This is a genomic window from Variovorax sp. GW823-FHT04B03 (assembly GCF_058796495.1).
Genome location: NZ_JBXAIT010000001.1, coordinates 1,524,134 through 1,540,387 on the forward strand (window position 1 = coordinate 1,524,134; position 16,254 = coordinate 1,540,387).

Sequence of the window (16,254 nt, forward strand, 5' to 3'; positions counted from 1 at the left end):
CTCCCACCTTCTCGGAGCGAGCCTGCATGAGCATCCCCACCACCCGCCTGGGCCGTACCGGCCTCACCGTGTCCCGCCTGGCCCTGGGCACCATGACCTTCGGCCTGCAGACCGACGAGGCCGTGTCGCACCAGATCCTGGACAAGGCCGCCGACGCCGGCATCAACTTCCTCGACACCGCCGACGTGTACCCGCTGGGCGGCACCATCGAGACCACCGGCCGCACCGAAGAGATCATCGGCAACTGGCTCGACAAGCAGGGCCCCGCCGGCCGCCGCCGCTTCGTGGTCGCCACCAAGGCCGTCAACAAGGTCGGCCCCAACCCCTGGGACCAGGGCGCCTCGCGCAAGCACCTGCTCGACGCCATCGACCTCTCGCTCAAGCGCCTGAAGACCGACCACGTCGACCTGTACCAGCTGCACATGGACGACCGCGAGACGCCGCTCGAAGAAAGCCTCGAGGCGCTCGACGTCATCGTCAGGTCGGGCCGTGCGCGCTACATCGGCGTGTCGAACTTCCTGGCCTACCGCCTGGCCCGCGCGCTGGGCAAGGCCGAGCTGCACCGCTTCACGCGCTTCGTGTCGGTGCAGCCGCGCTACAGCCTGCTGTTCCGCGAGATCGAGCGCGAGCTGCTGCCGCTCGCGGCGGAAGAGGGCCTGGGCGTGATTCCCTACAACCCGCTGGCCGGCGGCCTGCTCACCGGCAAGTACAAGCCCGGCGCCAAGCCCGAGGAAAACACCCGCTTCACCCTCGGCACCGCCGGCGGCATGTACCAGGACCGCTACTGGAACGACCGCAGCTTCGACACCGTCACCCAACTGCACGCACTGGCCGAGGAAGCCGGCGTGCCGCTGGCCACGCTGGCCGTCGCGTGGGTCATGGCCAACCCGCTGATCACCGCGCCGCTGCTGGGCGCCAGCCGCCCCGAACAGCTCGACGCCACCGTGGCCGCCGCCAGCTACGTGCTCGACCCGGCGCTCAAGCAGAAGCTCGACGCGCTCACCGCCGAGTACCGCAAGGGCGACGCGCCCCGCTGAGCGAACGGGGGCGTGCCGGCGCCCCGGATGGCCTGCGCGCAGTACGTGCTTGGGCCATGCGGGAGAATCGCGCCCGGCATGACCACATCCCACACCCCCTCCCGGCGCGCCGCCCTGCGGCCCCCGGCAACGACCGAACGGCGGCCCGCATGGCACAGCTGATGTCGCTGCTGGTGCAGAACGCGATCCTGGTGGTGTTTGCCGCCAGCTTTGCCGCGCGCCTGGGCCTGCCCGTGCCGGCCGCGGCCGTGCTGGTCGTCACCGGCGCGCTGCTGGCGGCGGGCGACGTGTCGGTGGTCGGCGTGGTGCTGGCCGCCGTGGTCGCCAACCTGCTGGGCGACGGCGCGTGGTTCTATGCCGGGCGCCGCTTCGGCTACCGCTTCATGCGGCTGCTGTGCCGCATCTCGCTGTCGCAGGACTCGTGCGTGCGGCGCGGCGAATCGCTCATTTCCGACTGGGGTGGCATGTCGCTCGTGGCCGCCAAGTTCGTGCCCGGCGTGTCCGTGGTGGCGCCGCCCATGGCCGGCGCATTGGGCATGTCGGTGCGGCGCTTTGTCGGCTTCGACATCGTCGCCGCGCTGGTCTGGACGGGCCTGTTCCTCGGCCTGGGCTGGCTCTTTCGCGACCAGATCCAGCAGGTGCTCGCCGTGCTCGCGCAGGCCGGCGGCATTGCCACCGCCGCGCTGGGCGTGGTGCTGCTCGTGATGCTCGCCGTGCGCTACTGGCGCCGCCGCGCCTTCGCGCGGCTCACCGGCATGCCGCGCATCAGCGTCGACGAACTGTTCGACCTGATGAGCGGCGACGTGCCGCCGCTGGTGATCGACGTGCGTGGCGAAGCCGGCGTGCAGGTCGACCCGCGCCGCATTCCGGGCGCGCTGTCGTACACCCTCAAGGCGCTGCAGCAGCGCAACCTGGACCTCACCATCGACCCCGACCGCGACGTGGTGCTGTACTGCAACTGCCCCAACGAAGTCTCGGCCGCGCAGGCCGCGCGCGTGCTGCTGGCGCGCGGGGCGCGGCGGGCGTTGCCGCTGACGGGGGGGCTGGATGCGTGGGTGGCTTCGGGGCGGCCTACGAGCCTGCACTGACCTGCTTCGCAGCTGCTCATCGCAGCTGTTGTGTCATTGGGCACTCCAGAACGAGCCGGGCGGGCAGGGGTGAGTCCTGCCAGCCGGGTACGTCCTTCTTTCGGTAGGCCGCCAGCGAGGGATAGCCGTCCGCCGTCCAGTCGGTGCCGTCCACCTGTTCGAGCGCGACCACTTCGTACAGGCACTTGGCGTCGCGTGCCTTGAAGCGAAAAGCCATCCGCCCGGGTTCGCCGGGGCGGCTCATGTCCAGCACCTCATAGCTGCTGCGTGCGCAGCGGCTGAAACTCGATCGCCATTCGATGGTCTGGCTGCGCACATGGAGTACGCCGTTGCATGCCCGGCCCGTGCCGGTGAACTTCCCGGTGAATGTGTGGGCGTGCGCGGGACCAGCCATAACTGCTGAGCAGGCGAGTGCCAGGAGACGCCGCCCGATGTTTCGGCCTACTTGCATGCGGTTGCCTCGGAGCCTCTGCGAACGGCCGCCAAGGCATAGCCGAGCTTGTCTGCATACGTCGCATCGCCATCCACGTTGTAGTAAGTTGCCGCTCCCGACACCGTGATGGGCTTCCAGCCTGTGATGACCCTCTGAACCGAGGCCCTCTGGTAGTGCAGCACCTCGCCGGGCCGAAGCATGTGTGCGGACGGATTGAGCCGCTTCATCACCTCTGGCGTGCTGCCTTTCGCTCTGGCGATGCTGTTCAGGGTATCGCCAGCTTTCACGACGACCTGATGGGTGCGGGTGTCTGCATCGGGCACGCTCTGAAAGGAGAAATTGGCCATGCGTAGCAGCAGATAGCCGATGCCCGCCCGGATGTTGTCGGCAGGCGCGCGGCGCACGCCGTCGACGGAGAGGCTTCTGCGGTAAGAGGGCGGGAGGATCAGGTCACCGCCGTCCTTGCCACCCAGCAGCGCCTGGAGGCCCAGATCTCCTGTATTGCCGATCTGCATCGGGCGGGTCTTCCACTGCGGCCGTTTGGCCCCCGTTTCGACCCACAGCATGGCCTTCACCAGGCGCCAGTCCAACGGGACGTAGCCCTTGGTTCGAGAGAGGTGCATGTCGTATTCATGGACGGCCGAGCGGATCTCGCAGTCGTGGCTGTCCCACTTGTCGTCGGCGTTGTCGATGCCGCGCTTCCAGCCTTCATTCTCTGTCTCGGCTGCCGTCGTCTTTTGCGTCTTGCGCATACGTGCTCCCTCTTCCGTTTGTTGATGTCCCCGTGTTGTAGGCCGGTTCGGCGCTGCACACTGTCACCCAACGTCACCCGGTCCTTCTTCCCCGAAATTTCTCCGCGAAGCCGCGAGGTCAGCTCCCCGCCCACCCCCAGTGGTAGTCTCCCTCCCCGATGAACCTCCGCACCAAGATCGTCGCGCTGGCCGTTGCGCCCCTGCTGGTCGCGCTGGTGCTCGTGGCCCTGGCTGTGCGTCACCAGGAACACGACCTGGCCCAGCGCGAGCGGGCGCTCATCGAGCGCAGCTACATGGCCCAGCGCCGCAGCGAGCTGCGCAGCTACGTCGACCTGGCCGTGAGCAACCTGCTGCCGCTGTACGAGTCGGGGCTGGACGACGAGGCCACGCGCACCGAGGCCCTGCGCCGCCTGGCCACGCTCAACTACGGCGACGACGGCTACTTCTTCGTCTACGACATGGACGGCAACTCGCTCATGCACTCGCGCCAGCCCGAGCTGGTCGGCCAGAACCTGTGGAACCTGCGCGATTCGCATGGCCGCTTCACCATCCAGGAGCTGATCAAGGGCGCGCGCGACAAGGGCGGCGCCTACGTCGAGTACGAATGGCGCAAGCCCTCCAGCGCGCAGATGGCGCCCAAGCTCGGCTACGTCACCGCGCTGCCGCGCTGGAACTGGATGGTCGGCACCGGCCTGTACCTGGACGACATCCAGTCGACCATGGACACCCTCGACCGGCAGATGAACGCCAACGTCACCGCCACGCTGCTGTGGATCGCCGGCATCGCCGCGCTGTGCCTGGGCGTGGTGAGCGCGGCCGGGCTGCTGCTCAACCTCAGCGAGCACCGCACCGCCGAAGCCAAGCTGCGCCTGCTCGCGCGCCGCGTGGTGCAGTCGCAGGAAGAAGAGCGCGGCCACCTCGCGCGCGAGCTGCACGACGGCACCAGCCAGACGCTGGTGTCGGCCAAGCTGCTGATCGAATCGGCGGTGGAGCAGCTCGACCGCGCGCACCAGTCGCCGCCGCCCGCGCTGGGCAAGGCGCTGCAGCGGCTGAACGATTCGCTCACCGAGGTGCGCCGCATCTCGCACCGGCTGCGCCCCGCGCTGCTCGACACCCTGGGCCTGCCCGCCGCGCTGGAGCGTCTGGGCGCCGAGTTCGGTGAAGAAGGCGGCGTGGACGCATCCATCATGGTCGAGGGCGAACCCTTCGAGCTGTCGCAAGAAGCCAAGACCGCGCTCTTTCGCGTCACGCAGGAAGCGTTGACCAATGTGCGCAAACACGCCCGCGCGCAACAGGTGCACATCGCACTGGGCTTCGACGAAGAGGCCGTGCGCCTGGAGATCAGCGACGACGGCGTCGGCTTCAACGTCGAGGCCATGCAGCTCGACCCGCAGCGCGGCATCGGCCTGCGCAACATGCGCGAGCGCATGGAGTCCATCGAAGGCCGGCTGCGCATGCGCTCGGGCCGGGGCCACACCTCCATCGTGGCCGAAGTGCCCGTGCGGCGCGCAAAGCCAGAATAGCGGCCATGAAAGAAGACTCCGCCGCTGCTGCTGCTCCTGTTGTCGTGCGCCTGTTCCTGGTCGACGACCACCCGCTGGTGCGCGACGGCCTGCGCGCACGCCTGGGGGCCATGCCCGGCCTGGAGATCGTGGGTGAGGCCGGCAGCGCGGCCGAGGCGCTGGCACTCATCGGCCCCGCGCAGCCGCACCTCGTGCTCATGGACGTGGGCATGAAGGACATGAACGGCATCGAGCTGGCGGCGCTGCTGCTGCAACAACAGCCGCAGCACCAGCTCGCGCCGCACATCGTGATGCTCAGCATGTACGACAACCCCGAGTACGTGCAGAAGGCCCTGCAGGTCGGCGCGCGTGGCTACGTGCTGAAAGACGCGCCGGCCGCGGAGATCGTGGCCGCCATCGAGGCCGTGTCGGCGGGCGGCACCTTCTTGAGCCCGGCCGTGTCGAAGAAGCTCTTTCGCAACCAGACCCCGCGCCCGCTGCTCACGCCGCGCGAGAGCGAAATCTTGAGCGCGCTCGGCCGCGGTGAATCGAGCAAGCAGATCGCACGCGACCTCGGCCTGAGCGTGCGCACCGTGGAGGCGCACCGCCAGAGCATCAAGCGGCGCCTGGGCATCGAAGGGCAGGCGGAGCTCATCAAGTACGCGGTGGAACACGCGCGGGAGTTCGGCGGGCAGGGTTGAGGCGCTGCTGTCGATGCGGGGCTTGGGCCCTGCTTTCAGGGCCTGACTGTCAGGGCTTTGTGAATCGCCGCTGCCGCAGCGCGATTACTTGCGCGAACCGCGCATTCCTCGGCGAAATATCTCTGTGCGCCGGGCAGGACTTCTCTACAGTGAATGCCCCTGCGATGAAACGACCCGCCATGTGGGCGAGGAGGGCAGCACACACCACACCACGGACCACTGACTGATTGAGTGAATGAATGAACCGCTTCGCCTCACGGCGGGCCATAGATGCAGATCGATCGATGCGAACGTGAGGCACAAAAGGCGACGGCCACGGTGCGCGAACACCATGACCGTCTAACCAAGTGACGTGCAAGCTTTGATAAGGAGCACAACAAATGGCTAAACGAATTATGGCCCGCGCTACCGCGCCGGCCTCTCCCCACGCGACCACCCCCAACGCAGCAGACCTGTTGGAATGCAAGCTGGAACAACTGAACTCACTGCTGTGGTGCTGCCATGGCGCCGGCGATGGGTGGTTCGAAGAGGCGGGGGCCGGGCATCGGGACAACCTGCTTTGGATCGCTTCGGATTTGGCGCGGGATGCGGCGGCGTTGTTTCAGGAGAGTGGGGGAGGGTGAGAGTTTGGCGCCGGTATTGGATACCGGGGTGGCTGCTTCAGACTGATTGCTGCCGCTCGGGGCGATATGCATCGAGGGCGGCTTTGCGACCCGGCGCGGACTTCCGCCTCGCAAATCTGCCCGGGCCGTCTGACTGAAGTGGACACGAACCAGCCGATGCGCTCGTGTCAATAAACGGAGGTTCCAAACGCTCTGTGGCTCGGGCGACTGCTCGCATGCGTTGTGTCTTCAGTCTCGCCAAAGCGACGCAACAAGGCACATACGGTCGGTCCCCCAGGAGGCTCTACAGCATGGTTGTCGATGTCAGTTCGCAGCGTCTCGTCGAGCGTTGGCGTGTCGCCCCTGGCCAGTCGAACTTCGATCGACCACACAATGGCGTCACGAAGGATTTTCGGCATGCTGCGCCCACTGAGGTAAGTCCGAAGCAGCGACTCGGCGGTGAACTGGGAAGGTGTCATGGGCCCCTCCGTTGAAGAAGTTGAAGCCGCCACACTACCGCGCAGGAGATTTTTCGACCGTGCGCTGGCGCACAGACCGAAAACAAAAGGCGCGCCATGATCTGGTTGACGGCCATCCGGCGCTGGTAGAGGAAGCTTAAGCACCCGCCCATCAAGAGCGGCGCCTCGATGCCGGCGGGCCGTCACCTCGCTGGATTTCATGGCAAAGGCCAAGCACTTGGGCCTGCGGAGCGATCAACTCCCGTTGTCTTACGGCCGCGAAGCGCCAAGCGTGTGATAGTGCACAGCCGCCCCCAAGAAAGATTCTCGCAATGTCCGATGCTCCCTACTTTCATGATGCCTCTGGCTCCGTCCGCTTCTGGGTGGACCTGGAGGGCAACCGGTTCGTGAGTGCCAGCGTCGGGAGCCAAGCGCTGCGCTATCACTTTCACACACCCGAGAGCGCCGATCCGCTTGAAACCTTCGGCCACCATGTCGAAGAGATAGAAGCCGCGGTGCGGCGGCGTCTCTCACAGGGAGCCATGGAGCCGGTGATGCTGCGGGAGAACGACCTTCATGCTCCTGCCGTGTGAATGGCAGGAAGGCCGCCCGTCATGAGATCAACCGCGCGTAGTTGCGCTGGTTGGCCCGGTAGCAATCGCACGCCGCATTTTCCAGTCCCTGGCGATCCGTGATCGTGATGGCGCCGCGGCGGTATTCGATCAGCCGACGCTCGTGCAGTGCCGTCGCTGCATTGGTGATGCCGACCCGGCGCACCCCCAGCATGCGACCCAGTACTTCATGAGTCAGTGCCAGGTGTGCGGAGTGCGCGCAATCCTGCGTGGTCAGTAGCCAGCGCGCCAGGCGCTCCTCGATCAGATGGAAGCGGTTGCACAGGCCCGAGCGACCCAGCTCCATCAGCAGCACACAGACGTAGCGGTTGAGAACACGCCTGAGCATCGTGTTGTGCTCCAGTTCCTGAGCAAAGGACTGCGCTGTCAGGCGCCAGGCCAGACCGCCGCCTTGAACGAACGCTCGCAACGGTGCGCTCTGAACACCCAGCGACAGTTCGTAGCCCAAGGCGCCCTCGTTGCCCACCAAGCCTGTTTGCAGGCCGTCGTGGCCATCCGCCGTGGAAACCAGCGAAACAAAGGCGCTCGTGGGAAAGTGGATGTGGTGGATGGCATCGCCCGGCTCATAGAGCGTCTGGGCTGCGGCCAGTGGCACGCTCTCGCATTTTTCGAGCAGACGCGCCCTGACCATCGGCGGCAGCACTTCGAGCAGACGGTTGTGAATGGGGCGGGTCGGATGGGATGTCACAGAGCCCCTGTTGAGAGGGGCCAGCGCGAAAATGCGTGACCCGCCGCATTGTTGCCGATGCGATGGCTCACGTCTGTGCGGCGGCGCACCGAGCGTGACCATCGGCGCGGCGAATCAGCTTGCCACTTGGCGAGGCAGCAGCCGATCTGTTTCGCGCTTCACGACCTCATAGCATTCACATACCTGCTGTTCCAGGCCCGGGCGGTCGAGCACCGTGATGTGACCTCGGGCGTGCTTGATCAGGTTCAGACGCTGCAATTTGCCTGCCGCCTCCGTCACGCCTTCGCGTCGCACGCCGAGCATGTTGGCGATCAGCTCTTGCGTCATGACCAGTTCATTGCCGGGCAATCTGTCCAGGCTCAACAACAGCCAGCGGCACAGCTGCTGCTCGAGCGAATGATGCCGGTTGCACACCGCCGTTTGCGACATCTGGGTGATGAGCGACTGGGTGTAGCGCAGCAAGAGGTGAAGCAACGGGCCCCCCTTGTCCGTCAGCTCCTGAACGTGGGTGGCACTCAGCCTGAAGGCCTTGCCTGCACTTTGCACCACGGCACGATTGGGGGTGCTACCTCCGCCCATCAGGAGCGACACGCCCACCATGCCTTCGAAGCCGACGACCGCGATCTCCGCCGACTGCCCGTTCTCCAGCACGTACAGCAGGGAGACGATGCAATCGACGGGGAAGAAAACGTGTCGCTGCACCACCCCCGACTCGTAGAGCACCTCCCCGAGACGCAGCGGCACCAATTCCAGGAACGGCTCCATTCGGGCCATCACCTCGACAGGGATGGCATCCAGCAGTTCGTTGTGTGCAGCGGCCCGACGCAACGAAGAAGAACGAGGAGGCAATGCCATGGGCGAGATCTGCTTCCAAATTTTCATGATTCTGCGACTGAAATCCGGCGTCTGTGCGCTGGCGTACCAATCGCCGGGACATTTTTTGGGGGGGCTTGGTGCGCCAGCGAACAGTCAGGGACTCACTTTCTGGCTAGCGTGGGCCCCCCAGAACCTCGCTTTGGAGAGCAACCCCATGTACGCCATGAGCCCCGCGGGAATCGACACCGAGAACCTGGTGCGCACTGGCTTGTACGGCCGTCAATTGCCGCTGCCGCCCAACACAGACCCAGGAAATCCAATGCGCATACATCTGCTCCGCCGCCTTTGCCGCGCGCGACCGCCTGTGCCGACCGATGATCTGGAGGAGACTCGAATGCGCGGAGTGCTGCGCAGCGCGGGGTTGAACGAGGCCGAACCTCCGTCCCCCGCTGTACCCACGTGGGCGAGTCGTCTGTTCAGGCCGGGCCACCGTGATGCGCGTGACGCCCAAAAGGCATGCTGCATCGGAACAAGCGCATTGAGCCCGTAGCATGGCCAAGCTTCTCGTGCACACAGCGACGGTGACTCTCAGCTTGCCGTTCGACATTGACGCGGACGCCGAAGTCGCAGCCCTTCGCGGCGCAGGAATCCCCGTTGATGCGCTCGGCAACGCAGAGTCTGGCTACCTGTTCGTGCGGCTCGCCAACAACCGCTGCGACAACATCTTCCGGTGGTTTCCCAACAAGAAGTTCTCCAAACCCTGAGAGGCTGCATTGATCTCTACGTCGGCGGCGAATGGCAGCGGGGATTTTCGGGGGTCGATTCTTCTGACGCGGGAGGCTACCCCTTGCTTACGGCCGGCGATCTTGATTGGGGGGGCACATGGGCTCATGCGAGTGCGATGCGCCATTGAACTCAAAGCAGACGTCCGTCGCTTCGCAGTCGATTTCTACAATCGCTGCGAAGCGGACTTTCTCGACTGCTGGTTGTAGGACGGCATAGGGCCCACTGCGGTCTTCCGACATTGTCCAAAGCTGCCGGTCGTCGCGCCACTAAGAGACATCTCCTTCCATGCATTGTCTAGCCAGGCACGCTGAATAAAACCCAACCATGTCCGCCGCTGTAGTCCCACGCCCCCAGTGCACCGCTTGCCTGCGCCCGCTCAGCGCCTGCATTTGCCGCTGGGTCGCGCCCACTGCCCACACGGTGGAGGTACTAGTGCTGCAGCACCCGTTGGAGGTACACCAGGCCAAAGGCAGTGCCCGCCTGCTGCACCTCAGCTTGGCGCACTGCCGCTTGGTGGTGGGTGAGGCATTTGCCGTGCCCGTCTGGCCGGTGGACGGCAAGCACACGCTGCTGCTGTACCCGGACAGTCTGCAAGATAGCGCCCCGGACCTGCGGGTCCCACCCCCGCTACCGACCGAGTGGCCGGAAGCCCCGTCGCGCCTGCGCCTGGTCGTGCTGGACGGCACCTGGCGCAAAAGCCGAAAGATGCTCTACCAAAGCCCGCCACTGCAACAGTTGCCCCGCTTGGCCCTGCACAACCTGCCGCCTTCGCACTACCGTATCCGCAAAGCCCATGGGCCCGACCAACTGTCCACGCTGGAGGCGACCTGCTACGCCTTGTGCCAACTGGAAGGCGGTGCGGCGCGGTTCCAGCCCTTATTGAATGCCTTCGACGGGTTTGTCGAGTACTTGGAGCAGGCTGGCGGGCAGCGAAACGCGCAAACCGACAAGTCCTGCCCTCGATCAAGGGATACAGGGTTCATTTAAGCGACCAGGTGAATGGCCGGTTCTGGCCGATAGTACCCATTCGCGCGAGGCCGAGGGATGTCGGCAACCGCTGCATTGCCGACATTGCGGAACTACGAAACGGATCTGAGCGATCTTGCTTTGATACCCTGTAAGTTGTACCTGCCCGAAGCTTCTCGTGATGCCCGACCTCCCTTTCAGCCCCGCCGCCGACCGCAACAAACAACCCATCCTCGATGCCTTGACCCGCATCCTCGATGAGCGCGGCACCGCCTTGGAAATCGCCTCCGGCACAGGCCAACACGCCGCCTGGTTCGCCGCTGCCTTGCCCTCATGGACCTGGCAGCCCACCGACGCAGACGCCCGCTCGCTCCCCGCGATCGCCAGTCGCGTCGAGCAAGCCGCGCTGCCCAATCTGCGCCCGCCGCTGCTCCTCGACGTGATGGCGCCGCAGTGGCCCTTGCAAGGCCCTGCGTTCGCTCAAGAAGGCAAAGAAGAAGAGAAGTTCGACGCCATCTACTGCGCCAACATGCTGCACATCGCACCCTGGCCCACCTGCGCCGCGTTGATGGCCGGTGCCGCGCGGGATCTGCGTGCCGGCACCGGCCTGCTGATCACCTACGGGCCTTACTTCGAAGACGAAGCACAGCACGGCCCCACGGCGCCGAGCAATCTGGCGTTCGACGAAGACCTGCGCGCGCGCAATCCCGCGTGGGGCATTCGCCGGCTCGACGACGTGGTGGCAGAAGCGCGCCGTGTCGGCCTCGCATTGCGCGAGCGGCACGCGATGCCGGCGAACAACCTGCTGCTGGTCTTCGGCTTCAGCTGATTGGCGAGGAAGGGCGAGGGCGTTGTCGCCCGCCAAGGGCCTCTGCATTGCGATCCGGCCCACTCGCGCTAGAGTCGGGCCACGTCCACAAGACCGGCCTGCGCCCATGCTCGACACACCATTGCCGACGCCTCCTCATTCCCCCGCATCGCTGTCGCTGCTGCAGCAGCGGCTCCTGTTCCGACTGATCCCCGCCGTCACCGCCTGCCTCCTGGCCATCGGCTGCGCGAGCCCGCCGCCCGCGCGCGCGCCCGGTGGTTCGGTGCCCAGCAGCAACATCCCGCCGTTGACGTCGGAGCAGTCGAACAGCATCACGATCCATGCGCTGGGGCTGGTCGGCACGCCGTACCGCTATGGCGGCAACTCGCCCGAGGGCGGGTTCGATTGCAGCGGGCTCATCGGCTACGTGTACCGCCACAGCGTGGGGCAGGTGCCGCCGCGCACGGTGTCGCGCATGGCGGGCTTCGGTCGACCGGTGCCGATGTCGGAGCTTCGCTCGGGCGACCTGGTGCTGTTCGGCTCGGCGTCGCCCACGCATGCGGGCATCTATGTGGGCGATGGGCGCTTCGTGCATGCGCCGTCCACGGGCGGCGAGGTGCGGCTCGACCGGCTCGATGGCGTGTACTGGTCGCGCCAGCCGACGCAGGCGCGCCGGCCCGGCTGATCCGACGAATCCGGCTCGCGCGTTACGCGCGCGGCGACTGCACGTGCTCGGGCCGTACGCCGATGCCCACGGCGCGCGCCGGCAGGGTGCGCAGCCACGGCCAGCGCCCCAGCAGGCGCAGGGCCCAGGGCATGGGGCGGGGCGCGGTCGACGCCGCCGCCCTGCGGCTGAGCACGGGCATCAGCACGCGGTCCTGCACGAGGCGCTGCGCGGCCTGCGTGACGCGCACGGGCCATTCGCGGCGGCGCTGCAGCTGGGGCAGCAGGTTGTCGATTTCCTTGTCGGTGGCGTTGCCGACCAGCGACGCAGCGAGCAGGTTGGCGGCGGCCACGGCGTCCTGCACGGCGAGGTTGATGCCGACACCGCCCACGGGCGACATGGCGTGTGCGGCGTCGCCGATGCACAGCAGGCCAGGGCACGACCACGATTCGAGCCGGTCGACGGTCACTTCGAGCAGCTTCACGGCCTCCCAGTCGGGCAGGGCCTCGGGCAGGCGGGTGGCAAAGAAGGGCGCGATGCGCGCGATCTCGGCGTGGAAGGCGGCAATGCCGCGCGACTGCAGTTCGGCGCTGCCGCCCTTGCGGATGACGAAGGCGCATTGCCAGTAGTCGCCGCGGTTGAGCGTCACCAGGAGGTGGCCTGCCGCGATGTGGCCGCCGGTGGCTTCGGGGTCGCCGGGGCGCTTGGGAAGGCGCATCCACAGCACGTCGATGGGCGCGCCGTAGCTGATGTGCGGCAGCGCCGCGGCGTCGCGCAAGGTGGAGTGGCGGCCGTCGGCGGCCACGATGAGGGAGGCGTGCAGCTCGATGTCTCTCGGGCCGCCGCTGTCGGGGCTGCGGGCGCCGACGCGCACTTTCACGCCATTGACGCGGCCCTTGTCCTGCAGCAGGCCGACGGCCTCGGCGTCGGTCCACAGCTCGAAGCCGGGGTAGCGCCGCGCCTCGTCGCACATGAAGTCCAGGAACTCCCACTGCGGCATGAGCACGAGGAAGCGGGCGTGCGTGGGCAGCCGCCTGAAGTCGGCAATGGTCACGCCGCGGCCCTCATAGGTGCCGCGCAGCTCCTCGATGCGGTTGTGCGGGCGCTGCAGGAAGGCGTCGAGCAGGCCGAGTTCGTGCAGCACTTCGAGGGTGGAAGGGTGCACGGTGTCGCCCCGGAAGTCGCGCAGGAAGTCGAGGTGTTTCTCGAGCACGACAACGGGCACGCCCGCGCGCGCAAGCAGCAGGCCCAGCACCATGCCGGCCGGGCCGCCGCCGGCGATGCAGCAGCGGGGCGACGTGGTGGGAGCGGGCGCAGAGGTGGTGTGGGTGTCCATGGCTCCGATCGATCCGGTCGCGCCATGGGTGGCGTGGCCTGTGGGGTGCGCAGTGCGTGCACCCTCGGTGCACGCACTGCGCGGCCGGACCGCCGGGGCCCGGACCTCAGGGCTGCATGAAGCTCACGCGTTGGGCGATGAGCACGCCGTCGACCACGCGGTCGCCGACGACGGTCACGCGCTTGCCGTTGCCCAGGTCGGTGGCGGTGCCGTTTTCGAAGATGGTACCGGAGCCGCTGGCATCCACGCGCTGGCCGCGCACGGTGAAGTCGGCGGCCGACACGTAGCCGCCGATGGCGCCGATCACGGTGAACGACACCGGCCCGCCGGTGCCGGGCACGTGGCGGATGCGCAGTTTCTTGACCACGAGCACCTGGCCCGAGAGGAAACCGTCGACCTCCACCTTCACGCCGTTGCCGATGGAGCCGCTGGGCCCGCCGGTGATCTGGGCGTTGCGCGCGTCGATCTTGTTGCCCAGCACGCGGAAGTCGCCCAGCGCGGCGAAGTCGGTGATCACGCCGGCCAGCTGCAGCGCGATGCCGTCGGCCGAGGGAATGGCGTACCAGCCCTGCACCTGGGTGGCGGTGAAGCGGCCGGCGGCCGGCGCCGCCGTGCCGCGCACGCGGACGATGGTGCCGTTGGCCAGGCTCGCGGCATCGATGCCGGGGCCGAAGGCGGCGCCGCCGAAGTCGATGGTCAGCAGGCCGAGCGTGAACTGCTGGCCGCCGCGGTCGAGGTTCTGCACGGTGCCGGTCACCAGCGGGGCGGTGGTGGCGGGCGCCACCAGCACGCGCGTGGCGCGCAGGATGCCCGGGGCGGCGGGCAGGCCCCACACCTGCACCACGGCGGTGTCCACGAGGTCGGCGGCGCCCTTGGCGTCGCCCCAGACGGTGGCGTTGTCGGTTGTCACGCGGGCGCCCATGACGGTGAAGCTGCCGTCCTTCAGGTCGATGGCCGACACGGCGCCGCGCAGCTCGGCGGCCGAGACGACCGTGGCGGCGATGCCGTTGTTGAAGTCGGCGTCGACCTTGCCGGCGATGCGCGCGCTCATGCCGATCTGCAGCTCGGTGGTGTCCTCGAGGCTGAAGGTGGCGCTGTCGGTGTTGTAGCGCAGGCCGTTGAGGATCACGCTGCCCAGGCCGTCGGCCGCGCCGATGCCGGCGGCGTCGGCGGTCACGCCCGTGCCGCCGGAGCCCACGCCCGAGCCGTCGCCGTTGGTGTTGCCGGCGGTGCTGTCGCCGCCGCCACCGGTGCTTCCGGTGCTGCCATTGCCCGTGCCGCTGCCGGAGCCGGCGTCACCCGAGCCGCCGTCGCCGCCCCCACCGCCGTTACCGGTGGCCGTGGTGCCGGCGGTGCCGAAGCCCGGCGTGCCGCCACCTCCACCGCCACCGCCGCCTCCCCCGCAGGACAGAAGCAGGGCCATGGCGCTGGCCATCAGCAGGCCGCGCACGAGTCGCAAGGAAAGGGGAGGCGTGTTCATCGGGGGGACTCGTTGTGCTGGGGCGCGCCGGGGGTGGGCGCGCCTTCTTCGTCTTCGTAATACGTGTAGATGCCGACGCGGATGCGCGCCTTCGCGGTGGCCTTGGCCTCAGGGGGCACGCGGTCGACGGCTTCGGTCATCTCGCGGGCCAGCTCGTGGTGCAGGCCGGCCCAGCGTTCGCGCACGAGGCGTTCGATGGCCGTGCAGTCGGCCAGCGTGAGCCCGCGCGCGTACACGGCGCGCTCGAGCATGCGGGGCTGTTCGCCCAGGGTGTTGGAGACGGCGGCCAGCAGGTGGTCGCGGCCGTTGTCGCCCAGGAAGGCGAGCATCGACTGCAGGTCTTCCACCGGCACGAAGCCGTCGGCCGTGAGTTCGGCGGTGCCGTCGCTCTCGGCCACCATCTGCAGGCGCACCAGCTCGTCGAGGATGGTGCGGTGGTGCACGTTGCCCCGGCTGGCCAGGCGGGCCACGCGCTCGAACGAGGGCCCGTCACCCTCGGTGACGACGGGCAGGCGGCGCAGGGTGTCGTCGTCGGTGGTCATCTGTAACCACAACGTAAAAGTCTTGGCAGCCGCTGACAGCTCGGTGTGGGGCAGGGGGTCGACGGTGGCGCGGACCTTGGCGGTGACGACCTTGCGGTTCAGCCCGGTGGTGACCGAAATCTGGCTGAGGTTGGGCTTGGTCACGCCCTGGGCGCGCCAGGTGCGCTGGGCTTCCTCGATGAGCAGGTCGCGCAGCAGGGCTTCGAGGTGCGGGTGCTTGACGCCCATGCCCAGCGCCAGCCGGACCACGGGCCTGAGGATGCGAGCGCAGGCGGCAAGGGCCCAGTCCAGCCGGTGTTCCATGAATGCGGGAGCGTTGTTCCTGGTGATGGTCGTCAAGGCAAGAGAGGCGGGACCGGCGCCCGGGCTTGCCACAGGGCCCTATTGTCGTTCGTCCGGCGGACCCCCTCGGCCGGCCCGGGTCAGGTCGCGGCGCAGGTGCCGCCGCTGGACCGGGTGACGGTGGTGCGCCCCGTGGCGCTGATGCTCACGGCGCGCGACTGGTCGGCGCTCGGGGTGGCGCGGCAGATGGTGATGCTGCTCCGGCCGGCGCCCAGGCCGGTGGCCTGGAACACGATGGCGCTGGCGCCATCGGCCTCGCGCAGCCGGTAGCCGCTGGCGGCCGCGGGTTCGACGCGCAGCACCTGCGTGTCGCTGCGCACGATCCAGCCGGCTTCCCACTGCCCGTTGGTGCTGCAGCTGGTGCCGTTGGCCGAGGCGCACAGGGTGACGGGCGCGTTGCGCTTGATGGCCTCGCTGCGCGCCAGCTGGCTGCCGGCGACCAGCGCGGTGCTGTAGCTGCTCAGGCGGGTGGACAGCCGGATGCCGTCGAACGAGGGCACGGCAATGGCGATCAGCACCACCAGCACGGCCAGCGTGACCATCAGCTCGATGAGCGTGAAGCCGCGCGGCCGGGTGCGGGCCTGCCTGGGGTGGTCGTGGCGCATGCGCGGGTGCACGGTT

General features: G+C 67.8%; 18 protein-coding genes. 10 read left to right on the forward strand and 8 right to left on the reverse strand.

The annotated features are described in order from the left end of the window. The first annotated feature begins 26 nt into the window (after positions 1-26). Both AC1RAD_RS07015 and AC1RAD_RS07020 read left to right on the forward strand, forming a co-directional pair. Positions 27-1,037, forward strand: coding sequence for an aldo/keto reductase (locus tag AC1RAD_RS07015; protein WP_492734280.1), 1,011 nt, complete (start codon positions 27-29; stop codon positions 1,035-1,037). 149 nt (positions 1,038-1,186) lie between these two features. Continuing rightward, positions 1,187-2,125 (forward strand): VTT domain-containing protein, encoded by a 939-nt coding sequence (locus AC1RAD_RS07020; protein WP_062472168.1) that lies wholly within the window; start codon positions 1,187-1,189, stop codon positions 2,123-2,125. Positions 2,126-2,141: 16 nt separating this feature from the next. Here AC1RAD_RS07020 and AC1RAD_RS07025 read toward each other — a convergent pair whose 3' ends face one another. After that, positions 2,142-2,441, reverse strand: coding sequence for a hypothetical protein (locus tag AC1RAD_RS07025; protein WP_492734281.1), 300 nt, complete (start codon positions 2,439-2,441; stop codon positions 2,142-2,144). A 125-nt stretch (positions 2,442-2,566) separates the two neighbouring features. Continuing rightward, the gene (locus AC1RAD_RS07030) at positions 2,567-3,310 is read right to left on the reverse strand and encodes a LysM peptidoglycan-binding domain-containing protein (protein WP_489059482.1); all 744 of its coding nucleotides are present in this window, start codon (positions 3,308-3,310) and stop codon (positions 2,567-2,569) included. A gap of 158 nt (positions 3,311-3,468) precedes the next feature. On the opposite strand from AC1RAD_RS07030, the gene AC1RAD_RS07035 reads away from it, so the two are divergent. The 4 genes from AC1RAD_RS07035 (at position 3,469) to AC1RAD_RS07050 (ending at position 7,166) form a co-directional block, all read left to right on the forward strand. Beyond that, positions 3,469-4,833: a cache domain-containing protein gene (locus AC1RAD_RS07035; protein WP_095744124.1), complete on the forward strand. Its 1,365-nt coding sequence runs from the start codon at positions 3,469-3,471 to the stop codon at positions 4,831-4,833. Between the two features lie 5 nt (positions 4,834-4,838). Further along, positions 4,839-5,513 (forward strand): response regulator transcription factor, encoded by a 675-nt coding sequence (locus tag AC1RAD_RS07040; RefSeq protein WP_492734282.1) that lies wholly within the window; start codon positions 4,839-4,841, stop codon positions 5,511-5,513. 380 nt (positions 5,514-5,893) lie between these two features. Then, positions 5,894-6,136 (forward strand): hypothetical protein, encoded by a 243-nt coding sequence (locus AC1RAD_RS07045; RefSeq protein ID WP_070061615.1) that lies wholly within the window; start codon positions 5,894-5,896, stop codon positions 6,134-6,136. A 769-nt stretch (positions 6,137-6,905) separates the two neighbouring features. Further along, positions 6,906-7,166 (forward strand): DUF1488 family protein, encoded by a 261-nt coding sequence (locus AC1RAD_RS07050; RefSeq protein WP_369631807.1) that lies wholly within the window; start codon positions 6,906-6,908, stop codon positions 7,164-7,166. 19 nt (positions 7,167-7,185) lie between these two features. Here AC1RAD_RS07050 and AC1RAD_RS07055 read toward each other — a convergent pair whose 3' ends face one another. Continuing rightward, positions 7,186-7,995 carry a Crp/Fnr family transcriptional regulator gene (locus AC1RAD_RS07055; protein ID WP_255221064.1) on the reverse strand — a complete coding sequence of 270 codons (810 nt, stop codon included), beginning with the start codon at positions 7,993-7,995 and terminating at the stop codon, positions 7,186-7,188. A gap of 12 nt (positions 7,996-8,007) precedes the next feature. Continuing rightward, entirely contained in the window at positions 8,008-8,748 is a 741-nt protein-coding gene (locus AC1RAD_RS07060; protein WP_492734559.1) for a Crp/Fnr family transcriptional regulator, read from the reverse strand. A 512-nt stretch (positions 8,749-9,260) separates the two neighbouring features. Between AC1RAD_RS07060 and AC1RAD_RS07065 the strand changes: the two genes are divergently transcribed. The 4 genes from AC1RAD_RS07065 to AC1RAD_RS07080 all read left to right on the forward strand — a co-directional run bounded on the left by AC1RAD_RS07065 (position 9,261) and on the right by AC1RAD_RS07080 (position 11,954). Then, positions 9,261-9,473, forward strand: coding sequence for a hypothetical protein (locus AC1RAD_RS07065; protein ID WP_062472154.1), 213 nt, complete (start codon positions 9,261-9,263; stop codon positions 9,471-9,473). Between the two features lie 346 nt (positions 9,474-9,819). Then, entirely contained in the window at positions 9,820-10,482 is a 663-nt protein-coding gene (locus tag AC1RAD_RS07070) for a tRNA-uridine aminocarboxypropyltransferase (protein ID WP_492734283.1), read from the forward strand. 160 nt (positions 10,483-10,642) lie between these two features. Then, positions 10,643-11,290: a DUF938 domain-containing protein gene (locus AC1RAD_RS07075; protein ID WP_492734284.1), complete on the forward strand. Its 648-nt coding sequence runs from the start codon at positions 10,643-10,645 to the stop codon at positions 11,288-11,290. Positions 11,291-11,396: 106 nt separating this feature from the next. Further along, a complete protein-coding gene (locus AC1RAD_RS07080) occupies positions 11,397-11,954 on the forward strand; it encodes a C40 family peptidase (protein ID WP_492734285.1) in 558 nt (185 codons plus the stop codon). A 22-nt stretch (positions 11,955-11,976) separates the two neighbouring features. Here the strand turns inward: AC1RAD_RS07080 and AC1RAD_RS07085 are convergent, their stop codons facing one another. From AC1RAD_RS07085 to AC1RAD_RS07100, 4 genes are all read right to left on the reverse strand, one after another. Further along, positions 11,977-13,269, reverse strand: a complete 1,293-nt coding sequence (locus AC1RAD_RS07085; protein WP_492734286.1) for an FAD-dependent oxidoreductase — start codon at positions 13,267-13,269, stop codon at positions 11,977-11,979. 106 nt (positions 13,270-13,375) lie between these two features. Then, the gene (locus AC1RAD_RS07090; protein WP_492734287.1) at positions 13,376-14,749 is read right to left on the reverse strand and encodes a DUF5666 domain-containing protein; all 1,374 of its coding nucleotides are present in this window, start codon (positions 14,747-14,749) and stop codon (positions 13,376-13,378) included. Then, positions 14,746-15,594: a DUF6502 family protein gene (locus tag AC1RAD_RS07095; RefSeq protein WP_492734560.1), complete on the reverse strand. Its 849-nt coding sequence runs from the start codon at positions 15,592-15,594 to the stop codon at positions 14,746-14,748. Before AC1RAD_RS07095 ends, AC1RAD_RS07090 begins: the two co-directional genes overlap by 4 nt. Positions 15,595-15,713: 119 nt before the next feature. Then, a complete protein-coding gene (locus tag AC1RAD_RS07100; RefSeq protein WP_492734288.1) occupies positions 15,714-16,250 on the reverse strand; it encodes a GspH/FimT family pseudopilin in 537 nt (178 codons plus the stop codon). Between the last annotated feature and the right edge of the window lie 4 nt (positions 16,251-16,254).

Coding starts and splice junctions, on each gene's coding strand:
- AC1RAD_RS07035 (WP_095744124.1), top strand. CDS start 3,469: ATGAACCTCCGCACCAAGATCGTCGCGCTGGCCGTTGCGCCCCTGCTG.
- AC1RAD_RS07030 (WP_489059482.1), bottom strand. CDS start 3,310: ATGCGCAAGACGCAAAAGACGACGGCAGCCGAGACAGAGAATGAAGGC.
- AC1RAD_RS07020 (WP_062472168.1), top strand. CDS start 1,187: ATGGCACAGCTGATGTCGCTGCTGGTGCAGAACGCGATCCTGGTGGTG.
- AC1RAD_RS07065 (WP_062472154.1), top strand. CDS start 9,261: ATGGCCAAGCTTCTCGTGCACACAGCGACGGTGACTCTCAGCTTGCCG.
- AC1RAD_RS07050 (WP_369631807.1), top strand. CDS start 6,906: ATGTCCGATGCTCCCTACTTTCATGATGCCTCTGGCTCCGTCCGCTTC.
- AC1RAD_RS07045 (WP_070061615.1), top strand. CDS start 5,894: ATGGCTAAACGAATTATGGCCCGCGCTACCGCGCCGGCCTCTCCCCAC.
- AC1RAD_RS07015 (WP_492734280.1), top strand. CDS start 27: ATGAGCATCCCCACCACCCGCCTGGGCCGTACCGGCCTCACCGTGTCC.
- AC1RAD_RS07070 (WP_492734283.1), top strand. CDS start 9,820: ATGTCCGCCGCTGTAGTCCCACGCCCCCAGTGCACCGCTTGCCTGCGC.
- AC1RAD_RS07090 (WP_492734287.1), bottom strand. CDS start 14,749: ATGAACACGCCTCCCCTTTCCTTGCGACTCGTGCGCGGCCTGCTGATG.
- AC1RAD_RS07040 (WP_492734282.1), top strand. CDS start 4,839: ATGAAAGAAGACTCCGCCGCTGCTGCTGCTCCTGTTGTCGTGCGCCTG.
- AC1RAD_RS07085 (WP_492734286.1), bottom strand. CDS start 13,269: ATGGACACCCACACCACCTCTGCGCCCGCTCCCACCACGTCGCCCCGC.
- AC1RAD_RS07080 (WP_492734285.1), top strand. CDS start 11,397: ATGCTCGACACACCATTGCCGACGCCTCCTCATTCCCCCGCATCGCTG.
- AC1RAD_RS07055 (WP_255221064.1), bottom strand. CDS start 7,995: ATGGTCACGCTCGGTGCGCCGCCGCACAGACGTGAGCCATCGCATCGG.
- AC1RAD_RS07060 (WP_492734559.1), bottom strand. CDS start 8,748: ATGGCATTGCCTCCTCGTTCTTCTTCGTTGCGTCGGGCCGCTGCACAC.
- AC1RAD_RS07095 (WP_492734560.1), bottom strand. CDS start 15,594: ATGGAACACCGGCTGGACTGGGCCCTTGCCGCCTGCGCTCGCATCCTC.
- AC1RAD_RS07075 (WP_492734284.1), top strand. CDS start 10,643: ATGCCCGACCTCCCTTTCAGCCCCGCCGCCGACCGCAACAAACAACCC.